This window comes from Variovorax sp. M-6, assembly GCF_052114385.1.
Classification (GTDB): Bacteria; Pseudomonadota; Gammaproteobacteria; order Burkholderiales; family Burkholderiaceae_C; genus Variovorax.
This window is the reverse complement of sequence record NZ_JBFREQ010000002.1, coordinates 58,708-76,985: the sequence shown is the minus strand read 5'-3', so window position 1 is coordinate 76,985 and position 18,278 is coordinate 58,708. Positions and strand designations below refer to the sequence as shown.

The window sequence follows — 18,278 nt, the reverse complement described above, 5'->3', positions numbered from 1 at the left end:
CCGATCGGGGTCCGGCTTTCACCAGGTGTCGACGTAGGCCGTGGCCGGCGGCCGAACCGCAGATGCCGAGGCGAGCCCGCGCACCAGCCAGGCCCGCGTGTCGGCCGGGTCGATGACCGCGTCGATCTCGAGCGTCTGCGCCATGTGGATCGCCTCGCCGTTCGCGTACTGCTGCGCGACCAGCTTCTTGAACAGCGCATCGCGCTCGGCGCCCACCGCCGCCGCTTCGAGTTCCTTGCGGAAGCCGAGTCGCACGGCGCCTTCGAGCCCCATGGCGCCGAATTCGCCGGTGGGCCAGGCCACCGTGAACACCGGGGCGTCGAAGCCGCCGGCGGTCATGGCCTGCGCGCCCAGGCCGTAGCCCTTGCGCAGCACCACCGCGAAGTACGGCACGCGCAGGTGCGAGGCCACCATGAACATGCGGCAGACGTGGCGCACCTGCGCCTGCGCCTCGATCTCGGGGCCGACCATGAAGCCCGGCGTGTCGCACAGCGCCACCAGCGGCAGGCCGTGCGCATTGCACAGCTGCATGAAGCGCGCGGCCTTGTCGGCGGCCTCGACATCGATCGCGCCGCCGAGGTGGTGCGGATTGTTCGCCAGCAGGCCGACCGGCTTGCCCTCGATGCGCGCCAGCGCCGTGACGATGCCGGCGCCGAAGCCGGCGCGCAGCTCGAGCATCGAGCCGGTGTCGGCCACGCCGCGCATCGCGGCGCGCACGTCGTACACACGCAGCCGGTTCTCGGGGATCGCCTGCCGCAGCGCGCGCGGGTCGGCGCATTGCCAATCGCTGGTCGGCCCCTGGAAATACGAGAGGTACTGCTTCGCCGCGGCGACCGCGTGGGCCTCGTCCTTGACCAGGATGTCGATCACACCATTGCGCGACTGCACGCTGCTGGGGCCGATCTGCTCGGGCGCGAAGGTGCCGAGGCCGCCGCCCTCGATCATGGCCGGCCCGCTCATGCCGATGTTGCTGGCCTCGGTGGCGATGATCACGTCGGCACAGCCGAGCAGCGCGGCGTTGCCCGCGAAGCAGCGGCCGTGCACGATGCCCACGACGGGCACCTTGCCCGACAGCGCGGCGAACTGGCTGAAGGTGTGGTTGTTCAGACCCGCGACGATGGGCATGTCGGTGTCGCCGGGCCGCCCGCCGCCGCCTTCGGCGAACAGCACCACCGGCAGTTGCAGCTGGTGCGCGATGCCGAGCATGCGGTCGGTCTTGTGGTGGTTGCGCATGCCCTGCGTGCCCGCCAGCACGGTGTAGTCGTAGGCCATGACCACGCAGCGCGACTTCTCGGGCCCGAACTGCTTCGCGTTGATGCTGCCGATGCCGGTCACCATGCCGTCGGCCGGCGTATGGGCGATCAGGTCCTCGAGCGTGCGGCGACGGGTCTGGGCGGCGATCGCGAGTGCGCCGTATTCGGTGAAGTTGCCCGGGTCCTCGGCCGAGTCGCAAAGGTCGGCGATGTTGGCGCGCGCGGTGCGGCCGCCCTGGGCATGGCGCTTGGCCACCGCGGCGGCGCGGTTGGCATCGAGGGTCGGCGCATGGCGATCGATCACCTTTTGCAGGTCGGGTCGGATCTCGTCGAGATGGCGCTCGTCATGCGCCTCGGCTTCGATCGCGTGCGCGTCCATCGCTTCGAGCCTGACCAGCGACTGGCCCTCGACCAGGTAGTCGCCCGGCGCCGCCAGCAGTGCGAGGACGCGACCGGCCGTGGGCGCATGCAGCAGGTGCTCCATCTTCATGGCTTCGAGCACACCGAGCTGCGCGCCCGCCGGCACCACGTCGCCGACGTCGACCTCGAACTGCACCAGCCTGGCGGGCATCGGCGCCTTGACCACGAGGCCGTCTTCCTCGTCCTGCGGCAATGCCGCCGCTTCGCGGGGGGCGGCCGCAGGCCGCGCCGTCTTCGCGACCGTCGCGTCGATGTGCGCGGCGGCGGCGAGCAGATCGCCCAGGTGGGCTTCGACGAAGCGCGTGTGCACCGCCTGCGACGCGAACTCGGGCCGCGCCGCCATCGCGCGCAGCAGCGCAAGGTTGGTCGCCATGCCGTCGACGTGGCACTCCTCGAGCGCCCGCAGCGAACGACGCACCGCGTCGGCGAAGCGCGGCGACGACGATTGAACGATCAGCTTGGCCAGCAGCGTGTCGTAGTGCGGCGAGGGTGCGAGGCCCGCATAGCCGTGCGTATCGACGCGCACGCCGGGACCGGCGGGCAGGTCGAAGCGCGACAGCGTGCCGCCGGACGGCCGCGCGTTGCCTTGCGCATCGAGCGTCTCGGCGTTGATGCGCCACTGCACCGCGAAGCCGCGCTGCGGCGCCGTGCGCTGCGTATCGACGCCCAGGTCCGCCAGGGTCTGGCCGGTCGCAACGCCGATCTGGAGCTGGACCAGGTCGAGGCCGGTGACCGCTTCGGTCACGGTGTGCTCGACCTGCAAGCGCGGATTGGCCTCGATGAAAACGAAGGGCAGCGTCGCCGACTGGTCGTCGACCAGGAATTCGAATGTGCCCAGGCTTTGGTAGCCGACCGCCTTCGCCATGCGCAGTGCGGCCTGCGTGACCTGCTCGCGCAGCGCTTCCGGCAGCGACGGACTCGGCGCGATCTCGACCAGCTTCTGGAAACGCCGCTGCAGCGTGCACTCGCGCTCGCCCAGGCTCGCCACCGTCTCTCCGTCGCCCAGCACCTGGACCTCGATGTGGCGCGCGTTGCGCATCAGCCGCTCGACGTAGACGCCCTCGACGCCGAACGCGGCCTTGGCTTCGGACATGCAGCGGGCATGGGCTTCCGGCAGCTCGTCGGCCTGGAGGACGGCCCGCATGCCGCGGCCGCCGCCACCGCCGATGGCCTTGACCATCACGCCCGCGCCGTCGGCCTGCTGCGCCGCGAAGAAGGCCTGCGCTTCGGACAGCGTCACCGCGGCGGGGCTGCCGGGCATCACCGGTACGCCGCATTGTTCGGCGAGGGCGCGCGCGCGCGCCTTGTCGCCGAACAACGCGAGCAGCGAGGGCGTCGGACCGATGAAGCGCAGGCCGGCGTCGGCGCAAGCCTGCGCGAAGTCCGCCCGTTCGCTCAGGAAGCCGTAGCCGGGATGCACCGCGTCGCAGCCGTGTTCGCGCGCGATGGCGATCAGCGCCGCGACATCCAGATAGGCCGAGGGCCCGGTCGCGTCGAGCGGCACGGCGGTATCGGCCAGCTGCACGTGCAGCGCCGTGGCGTCATCCCTCGCATGCACCGCGACGCTCGCGATGCCGAGGTCGCGCAGCGCGCGCACCAGCCGCACGGCGATCTCGCCGCGGTTGGCAATCAGAACTTTCTTCAACATCCGGTCAGTCCTTCAGCAGGCGGCGCAGCACCTTGCCGGCACCGGTGGTGGGCAAGGCCTCGATGAAGCTCACCGCGCGCGGCGCCTTGTAGCTGGCCATGTTCTCGCGCGACCAGGCGATCAGCGCGTCGGCATCGAGTTCGACGCCCGGCCTCCTCACGACGAAGGCCTTGACCACCTCGCCCTTTTCCGGGTCGGGTTGCGCGACGACCGCGGCCTGCGCCACGGCGGGATGCTTGATCAGGATGGTCTCCACCTCTTCGGGGAACACGCTGTAGCCCGAGACCTTGATCATCTCCTTGAAGCGGCCGATGAAGGTGAGATAGCCGTCGGCGTCGAGCTTGCCCATGTCGCCGGTATGCACCCAGCCGCCGCGCAGGGTCGCGGCAGTGGCTTCGGGCTTGTTCCAGTAGCCCTTGAACGAGCCCGCGCTGGCGAGCACGATCTCGCCGACCTCGCCCGCCGGCTTGTCCTCGCCCGTGTCGGTGTCGATGATGCGGATCGTGACGCCCGGCACCGCGATGCCCTGCGTGCCCCAGCGTGGCGCGTGGTGCGGCGTGTAGGTGTCGCAGGTATGGGTCTCGCTCAGGCCGTAGGCGGCCTCGAAGGAGCTGCAGTTCTTCGCGAAGCCGCGCCATTGCTGCGCGAGCGGCTCGGTGAAGGCGATGCCGAAGCTGGTGACCGGGTTCATGCGCAGGCTCGACAGGTCGTGGTCCGCGATGCCTTCCACGTGCATGCAGGCCACGTTCATCGGCGCGATGCTGTACCACCAGCTGACCCGGTAGCGGTCGATGGCCTGCAGCGTCGCGCGCGGCTCGAAGCGATGCAGCAGCACCGAGGTCGCGCCGGTCAGCACCGGCACGTTGACGCCCATCAGCATGCCGGCGATGTGATAGAGCGGCGCGATCGACAGCAGCACGTCGCCGCCGGAGACGCCGTTGCAGTCGGCCGCCGCGCGGGTCTTGAAGAGGGCGTTGCCGTAGCTCAGCATCGCGCCCTTGGGCAGGCCGGTGGTGCCGGAGGTGTAGGTCATGAGCGCCACGTCGTCGAGCGACACCTCGACCGGCGCCGGGCGCTGGCCGCTGCGCGTCACCGCGAGGAAGTCCTCGCAGCCGGCCGACAGGTCGCTCGGCTCGCGCGGCTCGCTCCGGGCAGCGGCCAGCTCGGCCGGCAGGTCCAGCGTGGGCGCGGCGGGCAGCAGGTCGGCATAGTGCACGACGAACACATGCGCCAGCGCGCTCGACGCGCGCACCTTGTCGACCACCGGCAGCAGCGACGAGGCCGCGACGATCACGCGGGCCTTCAGGTCGTTGACCTGGTAGGACAGCTCGTGCTCCTTGTTGAGCGGCCCGCTCGGACAGACGACGGCGCCGATCTTCTGGATGCCGAAGTGCGCGGCCAGGTATTGCGGGCAGTTGTTGAGGAACAGCACGACCGGTTCGCCCTTCTCCACGCCGATCGCCTGCAGGCGCGCGGCGAAGGCGTCGCTCGCGGCGTCCAGCTCGGCGTAGCTCACGGCCTGCCCGTACCAGATGCAGGCCGGGTGGGCGCCGCGCTCGCGCGCATGCGTACGCAGGTACTCGTGCAGCGGCTGCTGCGGGCGGTCGGGAAGCTGGATTGTCTCCATCGTGTCACTCTCACAGGGTTATCGATAGGGCTCGGCGCTTGCCATCGCCGCATGGTGCACCAACAATCCTACCCATGGGTATAACTTCGGCGACACAGCACAAACCCTCTGAGCGCGGCCAGGCGCCATCCACACGAAGCGACCTGCCGCAACGCACCGGCCGGCAGCGCACCGCCACGGCGGGCACCGACGTGCAGCGCGAGCGCATCCTGCAGGCCGCCGCGCAGCTCTTCGCCGCGCAGGGCTACGCACACACGACGATGGCGCAGATCGTGCGTGCGCTCGATGCCACCAAGCCTTTCGTTTACTACTACTTCCGCGACAAGCAGGAGATCTTCGAGACGCTGTCGTGGCGGCCCGCGGTCGACTGCTTCACTGCGATGGACTTCGCCGCCGGCGACCCGCGCCCGGCGGTCGACAAGGTCAAGGAAGGCATCGAGCGGCTGATCCGCGCCACGGTGGCGCATCACCCCTGCGCCTTCTTCGCCTACAAGGAGCCGCAGGTCTACCGGCCCGAGTACCTTGCGGCGCAGAAGAAGCTGGCTCACCACTTCTACGACCAGCTCTTCCCGCTGCTCGAGGAGGCCCGCAGCGACGGGGACCTCGACTTCGGCGAGACCAAGATCACCGCCTTCGCGGCGCTGAGCCTGCCCGGCTTCCTCTACAGCTGGTACCGGCCCGATGGCCGCCTGTCGCCCGACGAGGTGGTGGCCGAGCTGTCGAAGCTCGCCTGGCGGGTGCTGGGCCTGCGCGAGCGCCGGACCTGAACCGGGCCCCTCATTTCTTGCACGACACCGGAGACCGCCGATGACATTCCACCGCCTGCTCGCGCCCGCCGCGGCCACGGCCCTGCTCGCGGCCGGCGCTGCCCATGCCCAGCAGACCTACAAGATCGCCTACATCGACCCGTTGTCGGGACCGTTCGCGAACGTGGGCGAGCTGATGCTCACGCACACGCAGTACGCGATCGAGGACATCAACGCCAAGGGCGGCGTGCTCGGCGGCACCAAGCTGCAATTGCTCCAGTTCGACAGCAAGCTCTCGGCGCAGGAGAGCCAGAGCGCGCTGCAGGCCGCCATCGACCAGGGCGCACGCGCCATCGTCACGGGCGGATCGGGCTCGTCGGTGGTCAGCGCCCTGGTGCAGGCGGTCAATCGCTGGAACCAGCGCAATCCGGGCCGCGAGCTGCTGGTGCTGAACCACTCGTCGATCGACCCCGAGCTGACGGGCAAGGCGTGCAGCTTCTGGCACTTCCAGACCGACGCCAACACGGCGATGAAGATGAAGGCGATTGCCAACACCATCAAGAAGACGCCGGATGTGAAGAAGATCTACCTGCTGAACCAGGACTACGCGCACGGCAAGCAGTGGGCGAGCTACGGCCGCCAGCTGGTCGGCCTCGCGCGGCCCGATGTCCAGTTCGTCGGCGAGACGCTGCACCCGATCGGCAAGGTGAAGGACTTCGCCCCCTATCTCGCGAACATCAAGCAGTCGGGCGCCGATTCGGTGATCACGGGCAACTGGGGCCAGGACATGACGCTGCTGCTCAAGGCCGCGGGCGACGCCGGCTACGACCTGCGCTACTACAACCACAGCGCGGGTTCTGTGCCGGGAACGGTGCTGGCGGTATCACAGGCCAAGATGGGCCAGCTCACCTGGGTCGCCGAGTGGCACCCGGGCCAGGCCGACTCGTCCAAGGTCGACGCGCTCGCGAAGAGCTACAAGGCGAAGACCGGCAAGGACTTCCTGGCGCCGCGCATCGAGATGACGCCGCGCCTGCTGGCCGCCGCGATCAACAAGGCCGGCAGCACCGACACGCCCAAGGTGGCGCGCGCCTTCGAGGACCTGAGCTTCGATTCGGTGGTCGGTCCGGTGCGCATGCGCGCCGAGGACCATCAGCTGCTGCTGCCGCAGGTGGTCAACACGATCGCGCCGGTCGACGGCAAGACGGTCAAGGTGGGCTGGGAAGGCACGAACTACGGCTTCCGCACGGATGCAATCTACACCGGGAACGAGTTGGCCCAAGGCACCGACTGCAAAATGACGAGACAGTAGCTCTCCCCCAGGTTGGCTCACTTCGTGTAGCCGCCCCCCCTCTCCGGGGGCAACACCAGCGGCCCGGCGAAGCCGGTTCCGCGGTGTTCCTGGAACTTCGTTTGGGTTGCCCGTTGTCACGCGGGTGCGCTACCGTAGCGCCCGGACACGCAACTCCTGGAGATCCGCGCATGACCCGCACCCTTCGACTGATCGGCGCACCGACCGACATCGGCGCCAGCACCCGCGGCGCCGGCATGGGGCCCGACGCGCTGCGGGTGGCCGGCCTTGCCAACACGCTGGCCGGGCTGGGCTTCGAGGTGATCGATGGCGGCAACCTGGCCGGCCCGGGCACGCCCTGGGAGGTCCCGACCGAAGGGCTGCATCACCTGGACGAGGTGGTGGCCTGGAACCGCCTGGTCTACGACGCGGTCGACCTCGCGCTGGAGGCGAAGCAGCTCCCCGTGCTGCTGGGCGGCGACCACTGCATCGCGGTCGGCTCCATCAGCGCGATCGCCCGGCATGCGCGCCAGCGGGGGCAGAAGCTGCGCGTGCTGTGGCTCGATGCCCACACCGACGTCAACACCGAGACCACCAGCCCGAGCGGCAACATGCACGGCATGCCGGTCTCCTGCCTGCTCGGCCACGGGCCCGCGGCGCTCACCGGCTGGAGCGGCGAGCCCGCGGCGCTGGCGCACGACGCGATCCGGTTTCTCGGCATCCGGAGCGTGGACGCCGAGGAGAAATCGGCGATCCGGGCACTCGGCCTGGGCGTGTTCGACATGCGGCACATCGACGAGCACGGCATGCGCACCACCATGACCGAGGCGCTGCAGGATGTCGACGACGACACCCACCTGCACGTCAGCTTCGACCTCGACTGCCTCGACCCGGACTACGCCCCGGGCGTCGGCACCGGCGTGCGCGGCGGCCCGACCTGGCGCGAGATGCAGCTTTGCATGGAAATGATCGCCGACACCGGGCGGCTGGCCTCGCTCGACGTGGTCGAACTCAATCCGGCGCTGGACGTGCGCAACCGGACGGCGGAGATCGCGGTCGAGCTGATCGAGAGCCTGTTCGGCAAGTCGACGCTGGCGCGTTGACGCGACGCGGCGGCCGCAAAAAGGCGGCGCTTCGTGAATTTTCTCCCGCGGAGAACGAACACCCTCGAACTACATTCTTAAGTATTCTTTTTTGATACTGAGAAACCAAGATGGGCGTGCGGAAGATTGGATTGCTGGTGGAACAGCCGACGGATGGATCGTATTTCTGGGTGATCCACGAAGACGTCCAGCGCGACGGCCGCTTCGAACCGCTGCAGCGCGCCGAACGCTCGTTCGCGACCTACTCGGCCGCGCTGGCGCAGGGCTACGGCGTGCTTCAGCGCCTCTGCGGCCTGACCGGCCTGTCGGCTTACGCGGCCCGCTCGGTCGCCTTGTCTCCGGCCGCCTGATCGTTGCCGCCCGCGCCGGCTCAGCCGCGCGTCGGCGACGGCGGCACCGGGCTGAGCGGCACCTCGATCATCGGCTGTGGCGTCACCACCGGCGACGCCTCGACCGGCCGGCCTTCGGTCGCGGCCGGCAGGAAGCGGTCGATCAGCGAGAAGAAGCGGTCGTAGAAGCGCTCGTCGGTCAGGGTCTCGCTCGCCACCTTGACCAGGGCGTCGTCGCTCGAGCTGAACGGCAGCGACAGCGAACCGATCGCGCCCACCCCCACAGAGGCGGAGTTGTTGACCTTCTTGATGCCGTAGCGGTCCTGCAGCGCGCTGGCGAAGGCGATCGTGCTGCGGGCCCCGTTGCGGCCGTTGCCCTCGCGCGCGCAGACGACCCGGAACTCGACTTCCACATGCACCTCCGCGGCCGGCTGGAAGCTCTTGCGGCCGGTCACGAGGTCGGCATTTCCCGCCGTGATCATGTAGCCCTGGCTCAGCAGTGCGCGCCGCGCGGCCTCGCAGGTCTGCGCCTCGTTGGCGGCATAGCTTCGCGTGTGGGTGGTGGTGGAGTCGAACTCCTCCGGCTCGTAGGACACGCGCCGCGACGGCGCGAGGCTGCAGCTGGCGACCAGGGAGGAGAACAGCAGCAGCGTGGCGGCGGCTGCGCGGCGGGACGGAAGGCGCATGGCGGGCATGGGGGTGGGGCGGAACACGGAATGCTAGCAAGCCGCAGGAGCGCGGCCCCGCTTGGACATGCCGGACGCCCCGTCGTTCCCCGCTCAGGCGCTGCCGTCGACCGGCCGCCCGGTCACGGATAGAGGCCGCGCTCCTCGCGTGCCATCAGGATCCGCTCGCAGGCCACCGCGTAGGTCGCGGTGCGCAGCGTGATCTTGTGCTTGTCGGCGGTGTCCCAGATGTTGTTGAGTGCGTTCATCATGATGCGGTCGAGCCGCACGTTGATCTCGTCCTCGTCCCAGAAGAAGGACGAGAAATCCTGTACCCACTCGAAGTAGCTGACCGTGACGCCGCCGGCGTTGCAGATCACGTCGGGCACCACCAGCACGCCGCGGTCGGCCAGGATGTCGTCGGCGGTCGGCACGGTCGGGCCGTTGGCGCCCTCGAGCACCAGTTTGGCCTTGGTCTTCTGGGCCCGCTCGGCCGTGATCTGGCCTTCGAGCGCGGCCGGGATCAGGATGTCGCAGGCCACATCCCAGAAGGACTCGTTGTCGATCACGTCGCCGCCCTTGAAGCCGACCACGCCGTCGGTGCGCGAGAGCGGCACCAGCTTGGCGAGGTCGAGCCCCTGGTCGTTGACGATGGTGCCGGTGTGGTCCTGCACCGCGACGATCTTCGCGCCGGCCTCGGCGAACAGCTCGGCCGCCACCGAGCCCACGTTGCCGAAGCCCTGCACCGCGATGCGGGCGCCGCGCAGGTCGAGCCCGAGGCGGCGCGCTGCCTCGCGGCCGGTCACGAAGACGCCGCGGCCGGTGGCCTTGACCCGGCCCAGCGAGCCGCCCAGGTGCAGCGGCTTGCCGGTGACCACGCCGGTGGCGGTGCCGCCGACGTTCATCGAGTAGGTGTCCATCATCCAGGCCATGATCTGGGCGTTGGTGTTGACGTCGGGGGCCGGGATGTCGGTGTGCGGGCCGATGATGATGCCGATCTCGCTGGTGTAGCGGCGCGTGACCTTCTCGAGCTCCTTCTGCGACAGCTTCTTCGGGTCGACCCGGATGCCGCCCTTGGCGCCGCCGTAGGGCAGGTTGACCGCGGCGGTCTTGACCGTCATCCAGGCCGACAGCGCCATCACTTCCTCGAGCGTCACGTCGGGGTGGAAGCGCACGCCGCCCTTGCCCGGGCCGCGGCTCAAGTTGTGCTGCACGCGGTAGCCCTCGAAATGCGCAATCGAGCCGTCGTCCATCTCGATCGGGACGTCGACGATCAGCGCGCGCTTGGGGCGCTTGAGCGTCTCGACCCAGCGGGCCAGCCCGCCGAGGTAGGGCACGACGCGGTCGACCTGCGAGAGGTAGGTGCCCCAGGGGCTGTTGGCGGTCGGCTGGACATAGGAGAGGTCAGAACTCATGGCGATCCTTGTTGTTGAACGGCGAGCCGCGACGATAGTCCGGCGCGGCCCGGCGCACCATGACCTATGCGCGAAGCGTTGACGGTTATGCAGCGGCGGCAAGCGAGGCGCCGATGGCCCGGAATCCTTCGCCGAGCTGTTCACCAACGGATGCGGTCTTGACCGGATAATTCACATGCAATGAGCAATCCAGCGCCAGATCTCGACCGCATCGACATGAAAATCCTGAAAATTCTTCAGGAAGACGGTCGCATTTCCAACCTCAAGCTGGCGGAAACCGTCGCGCTCTCGCCCACGGCCGTCCTCGCGCGGGTCCAGCGGCTCACCCGCGAAGGCTTCATCCTCGGCTACGAAGCCCGGCTCGCCCCCGACAAGCTCGGCCGCGGCTTCACGGTGTTCGTCGAGGTGCTGCTCGACCGCACCACGCCGAACGTGTTCGACGAGTTCAAGGCGGCCGTGCAGGCGCGCGACGAGATCATGGAATGCCACATGGTCGCCGGCGGTTTCGACTACCTGCTCAAGACCCGGATGGCCGACATGTCGGCCTACCGGGCGTTCGCGGGCACGGTGCTGTGGCAACTGCCCGGCGTGCGCGAGACGCGCACCTATGCCGTGATGGAAGAAGTGAAAAGCAGCGCGCGCCTACCGCTCTAGCCAGCGAGTCGCCGCTCCCCTTCGGGGAATGCCGCGGAACCGGCTTTGCCGGGCCGCTGGCATTGCCCCCGGTCGGGGGTGGGCGCCCGACACGAAGTGCGGGCAACCTGGGGGCGAGCTCATCTCCCGCCGAAGATCGCCGTCCCGACACGCACCATCGTGCTGCCCGCCGCGATCCCGGCTTCGAGGTCGGCCGACATGCCGAGCGACAGCGTGTCGACCTCGAGGCCCGCCGCGCGGAGCTGATCGAACACCGCCGCGGCGCGCAGGAACAGCGCCCGCTGGGTCTCGAAATCGGCCGCCGGCTCGGGGATCGCCATCAGCCCGCGCAAGCGCAAGCGTGGCAAAGCCGCCACGGCGCGCGCCAGCGGCAACGCCTCCTCGGCCGCAACGCCGGACTTGTTGGCGCCGCCGTCGACGTTGACCTGCAGGCACACCTGCAAGGGCGCCAGATCCGCCGGCCGCTGCTCGGCCAGCCGCTCGGCGATCTTCAGCCGGTCGATGCTGTGGACCCAGTCGAAATGCTCGGCCACGAGCCGGGTCTTGTTGCTCTGCAGGGGGCCGATGCAGTGCCACTCGATGCGCGCGCGCAGGTCGCCCAGCGCCTCGATCTTGGCGACGCCTTCCTGCACGTAGTTCTCGCCGAAAGCCGTCTGGCCGGCCGCATGGGCGGCGCGCACCGCCTCCGGCCCGAAGGTCTTGGACACCGCAAGCAAGCGCACGCTCGCCGGATCGCGTCCGGTGGCCGCGCACGCGGTCACGATTCGGGCCCGAACTTGCTGGAGCTTGTCGTCAATCATCGTCATAATCATCAAAAGCGTATCAAAACGTCACCGAGGAATTGCGTGGACATTACCCAACTGCTCGCCTTCAGCGTCAAGAACAAGGCGTCCGACCTGCATCTCTCGTCCGGCCTGCCGCCCATGATCCGGGTGCACGGCGACGTACGCCGCATCAACGTGGACGCGCTCGACCACAAGGCCGTGCACGCGATGGTGTACGACATCATGAGCGACACGCACCGCAAGCACTACGAGGAGTTCCTGGAAGTCGACTTCTCGTTCGAGATCGATGGCCTGGCACGCTTTCGCGTCAACGCCTTCAACCAGTCGCGCGGCGCGGCGGCGGTGTTCCGGACCATTCCGTCGAAGATCCTCACGCTCGAGCAACTCAACGCACCGAAGATTTTCGGCGACCTGGCGCTCAAGCCGCGCGGCCTGGTGCTCGTGACCGGCCCGACCGGCTCCGGCAAGTCGACCACGCTGGCCGCGATGATCAACTACCTCAACGAAACCGAGTACGGCCACATCCTCACGGTGGAGGACCCCATCGAGTTCGTGCACGACTCCAAGAAGTGCCTGATCAACCAGCGCGAGGTCGGGCCGATGACGCTGTCCTTCGCCAACGCGCTGCGCTCGGCGCTGCGCGAGGACCCGGACGCGATCCTGGTCGGCGAAATGCGCGACCTCGAGACCATCCGCCTCGCGATGACCGCGGCCGAGACCGGCCACCTGGTGTTCGGCACGCTGCACACCTCGTCGGCCGCCAAGACCATCGACCGGATCATCGACGTCTTCCCGGGCGAAGAGAAGGAAATGATCCGCGCCATGCTGTCGGAGTCGCTGCAGGCGGTGATCTCGCAGACGCTGTGCAAGACCAAGGACGGCCAGGGCCGCGTGGCGGCGCACGAGATCATGCTGGGCACGCCCGCCATCCGCAACCTGATCCGCGAAGGCAAGGTGGCACAGATGTACTCGTCGATCCAGACCGGCAGCGGCCAGGGCATGCAGACGCTGGACCAGAACCTCACGGAACTCGTGCGCCGCAGTGTCATTTCCTCCGCCGAAGCGCGCGGGAAGGCCAAGATCCCCGAGAATTTCCCCGGCTGACCAGCCCTGCAGCAGCCGCACCCGGAGTATCGATATGGAACGCGATCAAGCCAGCCAGTTCATCAACGACCTGCTCAAGCTCATGGTGAGCCGCAACGGCAGCGACCTGTTCATCACGGCCGACTTCCCGCCCGCGATCAAGGTCGACGGCAAGGTCACCAAGGTATCGGCCCAGGCGCTCGGCGCGCAGCACACGCTGGCGCTCACGCGCTCGGTCATGAACGACCGCCAGACGGCCGAGTTCGAGCGCACCAAGGAGTGCAACTTCGCGATCTCGCCGACCGGCATCGGCCGATTCCGCGTCAATGCCTTCGTGCAGCAGGGCAAGGTCGGCATGGTGCTGCGGACCATTCCGGCCAAGCTGCCGACCATCGACGGCCTGGGCATGCCGCAGGTGCTCAAGGACGTCGCGATGACCAAGCGCGGCCTGACCATCCTGGTCGGCGCCACCGGCTCGGGCAAGTCGACCACGCTGGCCGCGATGATCGATTGGCGCAACGAGAACTCCTACGGCCACATCGTGACGGTCGAGGACCCGGTCGAGTTCGTGCACCCGCACAAGAACTGCGTGGTCACCCAGCGCGAGGTCGGCATCGACACCGACAGCTGGGAGGCGGCGCTCAAGAACACGCTGCGCCAGGCGCCCGACGTGATCCTGATGGGCGAAATCCGCGACCGCGAGACCATGGAGCACGCCGTGGCCTTCGCCGAGACCGGCCACCTGTGCATGGCGACGCTGCACGCCAACAGCGCCAACCAGGCGCTGGACCGGATCATCAACTTCTTCCCCGAGGAGCGCCGCGCCCAGCTCCTGATGGACCTGTCGCTGAACCTGCGCTCGCTGGTCTCGCAGCGGCTGATCCCGACCGAGGACGGCCACGGCCGCATCGCCGCGGTCGAGATCCTGCTGAACACGCCGCTGATCTCCGACATGATCTTCAAGGGCGAGGTCGGCGAGATCAAGGAGATCATGAAGAAGAGCCGCAACCTGGGCATGCAGACCTTCGACCAGGCGCTGTTCGACCTGTTCGAAGCCAATGCGATCAGCCTCGACGACGCGATCCGCAATGCCGACTCGGCCAACGACCTGCGGCTGCAGATCAAGCTCAACAGCCAGCGCGCCCGCACGACCGATCTGTCAGCCGGCACCGAGCACTTCGCGATCGTCTAGGCTCGCCCCCAGGTTGGCTCACTTCGTGTAGCCGCCCACCCCCTGCCGGGGGCAACACCAGCGGCCCGGCAAAGCCGGTTCCGCGGTGTTTCACAAACGGGCCTGGCTACGCCGGCCGAAGCCAGGGCGCGCTTGTTCATCGGCTGCGCGCAGCGCGCCTGTTCGTGGGCAGCCGTGGAACCGGCTTCGCCGGGCCACTGGCTGCGCCCCCGGTAGGGGGTGGGCGCCCCGACACGAAGTGCGGGGCAACCTGGGGGCGAGCGACAATACTTTTCATGAGCAGCCTCAACCCCAAAACCTACGACCCCGTCCCTTCGCAGAAGGTGGCATTCCTCGGCCTCGGCGTGATGGGCTATCCCATGGCCGGCCACCTCGCGCTGGCGGGCCACCACGTCACGGTCTACAACCGCAGCGCCGGCAAGGCCAAGGACTGGGAGGCGGAGTTCAAAGCGCAGGCCGCGGCCTCGGTGAGCCACTCGGCCACGCCGCGCGGCGCCGCGTCCAACGCCGACATCGTGTTCTGCTGCGTCGGCAACGACGACGACTTGCGCTCGGTGGTGCTGGGCGAGAACGGCGCTTTCGCGGGCATGGCCAGGGGCTCGGTGTTCGTCGACCACACCACCGCCTCGGCCGACGTGGCGCGCGAACTCTCCAAGGCGGCGCTCGAACGCGGCCTGCAGTTCATCGACGCCCCGGTCTCCGGCGGCCAGGCCGGCGCCCAGAACGGCGCGCTGACCGTGATGTGCGGCGGCGACCCGGCCACCTTTGCCAGGGTCGAGCCCGTGATCGCAGCCTTCGCGCGTGCCGTCACGCTGCTCGGCGAGAGCGGCGCGGGCCAGCTCGCCAAGATGGTCAACCAGATCGCGATCGCCGGATTGGTGCAAGGCCTGTCCGAGGCCATCGCCTTCGGCCAGCGCGCCGGCCTCGACATGAACGCGGTGCTCGCCGTGATCGGCAAGGGCGCCGCGCAGAGCTGGCAGATGGACAACCGCGGCAAGACCATGATCGAAGGCAAGTTCGACTACGGCTTCGCGGTCGACTGGATGCGCAAGGACCTCGGCCTGGTGCTCGACGAAGCCAAGCGCAATGGCGCGCGGCTGCCGGTGACCGCGCTGGTCGATCAGTTCTATGCCGACGTGCAGCAGGCCGGCGGCAAGCGCTGGGACACCTCGAGCCTGATCACCCGGCTCAAGTAGGAAGAACTCAGCGGACCGGCGAGGTCGTCACGCCGCCACTGGCCGGAGGCGTCGACGACGAAGGCAACGGCGGCAGCGGCTCCATCGGCGGCAACGGAACGCTCGAACGCGAGGCCGGTGCGCTGCTCGGCGAACCGGTGCCGCCCGGCTGGGACTGTTGCTGCAGCTGGTTCTGCAATTCGGCTTCGCTGACGATCTCGACCACCCGGACCACCTTCGTGACGCCCGAGACGCCGCGCGCGATGTCGGTCGCGCGATCGGTCTCGTGGCGGGTCGCGATGCCCATCAGGTAGACCGTGCCGCGCTCGGTCACGATCTTGAACGAGTTGGCGAAGATGTCCTTGGCATCGAGCAGCGAGGCCTTGACCTTGCCGGTGATGAAGGTGTCGTTGGAGCGATCCTGGAAGGTGCTCGGCGGACCGACGATCAGTTCGTTGACCACCGAGCGCACGTTGTCGACCCGCCGCACCACGTCCTCGACGCGGCGCTTGTCGGCTTCGCTGCCGACCGTGCCCGTCAGCAGCACCTGGCGGTTGAAGCTGGTGATGCTCACGTACATGTTGTCGTTGGCGATCTCGCGCACGCGTGCACCGCCGCGCAACTCGATGGCCTGGTCGTCGACCTGCGCGCCCGAGCTGCGGCGGTCGGTCGCCACCATGCCGACGCCGGCGGCCGCAGCCCCGCCCACCACCAGCGGCACGCAGGCTGTGAGGCCGGCGACCAGCAAGGCGCCTGCGGTCAAAGCCATCGCGATGCGTTGAGTGGATGTCGTCGTCATAGGGTGAAGCCTTCCGGTGCGTTGTGTGCCGCGAAGAGTTTAGCCGAGGGCCTCAGGGCGACAGCAGGGACGAATCGCTGTCCTGGTCGCCCAGCAATTGCGCATCCACGCCGTCGCACAGGCAGTGCAGCGCCAGCAGGTGAACCTCGTGGATGCGCGCCGCGCGCTCGTGGGGCACGCACACCTGGACGTCGGTCTCGCGCAGCGCGCGGCCCACGGCCCCGCCGGTGCCGCTGCCCGTGGGGGCGGCGTTGCCGAGCAGCGCCACCACCGTCATGTCGCGCGCATGCGCGGCTTCGACCGCCGCCAGCACGGCGGCGGACTGGCCGCTGACGCTCAGCACCAGCAGCACGTCGCCGGCCTGGCCCAGGGCACGCACTTGGCGCGCGAAACGATCGGCACCCAATGATTCGGCCGTGTCGGCGGCGGGATCGGTGGCATCGCCGGGCAGTGCGATCGCCGCCAGCTCGGGGCGATCGCGCTCGAAGCGGCCGACGAACTGCGCCGCGAACTGAGCCGCCAGCAAGCCGGACACGCCAGCGCCGCAGGCGAGGATCTTGCCGCCGCTGGTGACGCAGGCCAGCATGGCCTGCATGGCTTGGGAGATCGGTTTTCCGAGCAGCGGCCCGGCCTGGTATTTGAGGTCAGCACTGTCGATGAAGTGCTGCTGAATCCGTTGCTCTAGCATTTGGCCCGGATGATAACTGCGGGGCCCTGGCCGACTCTCGAAACAAAACGTGATTCGCCCCGCTCAGCCCGCGTCGAACGCCCCCTGGAGCCACTCGATGCGCTCTTCGACCAGCACGACGTCGAAGCGGCAGGGCGGCAGCACGCGCAACCTGCTGATGTAGTGCCGCGCCGCGAACACGATGCGGCGCTGCTTCGCACCCGTGATGCTGCCTGCGGCGCCGCCATGCGTTGCGCTGGCACGACCGCGAACCTCGACGAACACCAGGGTGCCGTCGCGCGGATCGCGCATGATGAGGTCGATCTCGCCGCCGCCGCGGCCGGGGGTTCGATAATTGCGCGCGACCAGGCCGAGCCCGGCCGCCTGCAGGTGCTCGAGCGCCGCGTCTTCGGCCGCGTCGCCGCGCTGCTTGGTCGTCGGCTGCGATGTCCGCCCTGCCGCCTTGTTCTGGAGATAAGCCATTGACTTCCATCGCTCCCGCTTCGTTCGGCGCCGCCCTGCTCGCCGCGCGCGATGCCGCGGGTGCGCAGCATTATCCGCAGGCCACGCTCTACGTGGTCGCCACGCCGATCGGCAACCTGGCGGACATCACGCTGCGCGCACTGCACGTGCTGCAACTGGTCGACGCGGTCGCCTGCGAGGACACGCGGCACACGCAGAGCCTGCTGCGAGCCTACGGCATCGACCGCCCGGGCGCGCAACTGCTGGCCCTGCATCAGCACAACGAGAGCGAGGCCGCGCAGGCGGTGATCGCGCGGCTGGCCGCGGGCGAGCGCATCGCCTACGTCAGCGACGCCGGCACGCCGGGCGTCAGCGACCCGGGCGCGCGCCTGGTGGCGGCGGTGCGCGAAGCCGGCCACCGCGTGCTGCCGCTGCCCGGCGCGAGCAGCGTGACCACCTTGGTCGGCGCGGCGGGGCTGGTCGCGGCGGGCGACCCGGGCAGCGGCTTCGTGTTCGCCGGCTTCCTGCCGAGCAAGGCGGGCGAGCGCGATGCCGCGGTGCTGCTGCTGGCCGACGAGCCGCGCAGCGTGGTGCTGCTGGAGGCGCCGCATCGCATCGAGGCGCTGGCGCGTTCGCTCGCCAGCCTGGGCGACCGCAAGGTGACCGTGGGCCGCGAGCTCACCAAGCAGTTCGAGGAGATCGCGACCGTCGCCGCCACCGCCCTGCCCGACTGGTTCGCCGCCAGCCGCGACCGCACGCGCGGCGAGTTCGCGCTGGTGCTGCACCCGAAGCCCGCGGCCGCCGATGACGGCGTGGAGGGCGAACGCGTGCTGCGTCTGCTGCTGGCCGAGCTGCCGGTCAAGAGCGCGGTGCGGGTCGCGGCCGAGATCAGCGGCGCGCCGCGCAATGCGCTCTATGAGGCGGCGCTGCGCATGCGCAAGGACGACGACGAAACCGCCGACTGAGG

17 protein-coding genes are annotated in these 18,278 nt (G+C 69.1%); 9 read left to right on the top strand and 8 right to left on the bottom strand.

What is annotated here, in order from left to right:
- Positions 1 to 18: 18 nt before the first annotated feature.
- Both AB4Z46_RS02800 and AB4Z46_RS02795 read right to left on the bottom strand, forming a co-directional pair.
- Positions 19 to 3,321, bottom strand: a complete 3,303-nt coding sequence (locus AB4Z46_RS02800) for a carboxyl transferase domain-containing protein (protein ID WP_442281957.1) — start codon at positions 3,319 to 3,321, stop codon at positions 19 to 21.
- A 4-nt stretch (positions 3,322 to 3,325) separates the two neighbouring features.
- Positions 3,326 to 4,948, bottom strand: a complete 1,623-nt coding sequence (locus AB4Z46_RS02795; RefSeq protein ID WP_442281956.1) for an AMP-binding protein — start codon at positions 4,946 to 4,948, stop codon at positions 3,326 to 3,328.
- A 74-nt stretch (positions 4,949 to 5,022) separates the two neighbouring features.
- Here AB4Z46_RS02795 and AB4Z46_RS02790 point away from each other — a divergent pair, with 74 nt between their 5' ends.
- From AB4Z46_RS02790 to AB4Z46_RS02775, 4 genes are all read left to right on the top strand, one after another.
- Positions 5,023 to 5,715, top strand: coding sequence for a TetR/AcrR family transcriptional regulator (locus AB4Z46_RS02790; RefSeq protein WP_442281955.1), 693 nt, complete (start codon positions 5,023 to 5,025; stop codon positions 5,713 to 5,715).
- A gap of 40 nt (positions 5,716 to 5,755) precedes the next feature.
- Entirely contained in the window at positions 5,756 to 7,003 is a 1,248-nt protein-coding gene (locus AB4Z46_RS02785; RefSeq protein ID WP_442281954.1) for a branched-chain amino acid ABC transporter substrate-binding protein, read from the top strand.
- Positions 7,004 to 7,173: 170 nt separating this feature from the next.
- Positions 7,174 to 8,085 (top strand): arginase, encoded by a 912-nt coding sequence (rocF, locus tag AB4Z46_RS02780; RefSeq protein ID WP_442281953.1) that lies wholly within the window; start codon positions 7,174 to 7,176, stop codon positions 8,083 to 8,085.
- 110 nt (positions 8,086 to 8,195) lie between these two features.
- Entirely contained in the window at positions 8,196 to 8,435 is a 240-nt protein-coding gene (locus tag AB4Z46_RS02775) for a hypothetical protein (protein WP_442281952.1), read from the top strand.
- A 20-nt stretch (positions 8,436 to 8,455) separates the two neighbouring features.
- Here the strand turns inward: AB4Z46_RS02775 and AB4Z46_RS02770 are convergent, their stop codons facing one another.
- Both AB4Z46_RS02770 and AB4Z46_RS02765 read right to left on the bottom strand, forming a co-directional pair.
- Positions 8,456 to 9,100 (bottom strand): DUF2242 domain-containing protein, encoded by a 645-nt coding sequence (locus tag AB4Z46_RS02770; protein ID WP_442281951.1) that lies wholly within the window; start codon positions 9,098 to 9,100, stop codon positions 8,456 to 8,458.
- Between the two features lie 122 nt (positions 9,101 to 9,222).
- Positions 9,223 to 10,494 carry a Glu/Leu/Phe/Val family dehydrogenase gene (locus AB4Z46_RS02765; protein ID WP_442281950.1) on the bottom strand — a complete coding sequence of 424 codons (1,272 nt, stop codon included), beginning with the start codon at positions 10,492 to 10,494 and terminating at the stop codon, positions 9,223 to 9,225.
- Positions 10,495 to 10,674: 180 nt separating this feature from the next.
- Here AB4Z46_RS02765 and AB4Z46_RS02760 point away from each other — a divergent pair, with 180 nt between their 5' ends.
- Positions 10,675 to 11,148, top strand: coding sequence for an Lrp/AsnC ligand binding domain-containing protein (locus AB4Z46_RS02760; RefSeq protein ID WP_442281949.1), 474 nt, complete (start codon positions 10,675 to 10,677; stop codon positions 11,146 to 11,148).
- A gap of 119 nt (positions 11,149 to 11,267) precedes the next feature.
- On the opposite strand, the gene AB4Z46_RS02755 is transcribed toward AB4Z46_RS02760, so the two are convergent.
- The gene (locus AB4Z46_RS02755; protein ID WP_442281948.1) at positions 11,268 to 11,954 is read right to left on the bottom strand and encodes a YggS family pyridoxal phosphate-dependent enzyme; all 687 of its coding nucleotides are present in this window, start codon (positions 11,952 to 11,954) and stop codon (positions 11,268 to 11,270) included.
- A 39-nt stretch (positions 11,955 to 11,993) separates the two neighbouring features.
- On the opposite strand from AB4Z46_RS02755, the gene AB4Z46_RS02750 reads away from it, so the two are divergent.
- The 3 genes from AB4Z46_RS02750 to AB4Z46_RS02740 all read left to right on the top strand — a co-directional run bounded on the left by AB4Z46_RS02750 (position 11,994) and on the right by AB4Z46_RS02740 (position 15,404).
- Positions 11,994 to 13,037 (top strand): type IV pilus twitching motility protein PilT, encoded by a 1,044-nt coding sequence (locus AB4Z46_RS02750; RefSeq protein ID WP_442281947.1) that lies wholly within the window; start codon positions 11,994 to 11,996, stop codon positions 13,035 to 13,037.
- Positions 13,038 to 13,071: 34 nt separating this feature from the next.
- On the top strand, positions 13,072 to 14,208 hold the full coding sequence (locus tag AB4Z46_RS02745; RefSeq protein ID WP_442281946.1) for a PilT/PilU family type 4a pilus ATPase: 1,137 nt from the start codon (positions 13,072 to 13,074) through the stop codon (positions 14,206 to 14,208).
- A gap of 275 nt (positions 14,209 to 14,483) precedes the next feature.
- Entirely contained in the window at positions 14,484 to 15,404 is a 921-nt protein-coding gene (locus AB4Z46_RS02740; protein WP_442281945.1) for an NAD(P)-dependent oxidoreductase, read from the top strand.
- A 7-nt stretch (positions 15,405 to 15,411) separates the two neighbouring features.
- Here AB4Z46_RS02740 and AB4Z46_RS02735 read toward each other — a convergent pair whose 3' ends face one another.
- The 3 genes from AB4Z46_RS02735 to AB4Z46_RS02725 form a co-directional block, all read right to left on the bottom strand.
- Positions 15,412 to 16,182 carry a BON domain-containing protein gene (locus tag AB4Z46_RS02735; RefSeq protein ID WP_442281944.1) on the bottom strand — a complete coding sequence of 257 codons (771 nt, stop codon included), beginning with the start codon at positions 16,180 to 16,182 and terminating at the stop codon, positions 15,412 to 15,414.
- A 52-nt stretch (positions 16,183 to 16,234) separates the two neighbouring features.
- Positions 16,235 to 16,870 carry an SIS domain-containing protein gene (locus tag AB4Z46_RS02730; RefSeq protein ID WP_442281943.1) on the bottom strand — a complete coding sequence of 212 codons (636 nt, stop codon included), beginning with the start codon at positions 16,868 to 16,870 and terminating at the stop codon, positions 16,235 to 16,237.
- Between the two features lie 63 nt (positions 16,871 to 16,933).
- The gene (locus AB4Z46_RS02725) at positions 16,934 to 17,332 is read right to left on the bottom strand and encodes a YraN family protein (protein ID WP_442281942.1); all 399 of its coding nucleotides are present in this window, start codon (positions 17,330 to 17,332) and stop codon (positions 16,934 to 16,936) included.
- Between AB4Z46_RS02725 and rsmI the strand changes: the two genes are divergently transcribed.
- Positions 17,332 to 18,276, top strand: coding sequence for a 16S rRNA (cytidine(1402)-2'-O)-methyltransferase (gene rsmI, locus AB4Z46_RS02720; RefSeq protein ID WP_442281941.1), 945 nt, complete (start codon positions 17,332 to 17,334; stop codon positions 18,274 to 18,276). The two genes, AB4Z46_RS02725 and rsmI, sit on opposite strands and share 1 nt — an antisense overlap.
- Positions 18,277 to 18,278: the final 2 nt, after the last annotated feature.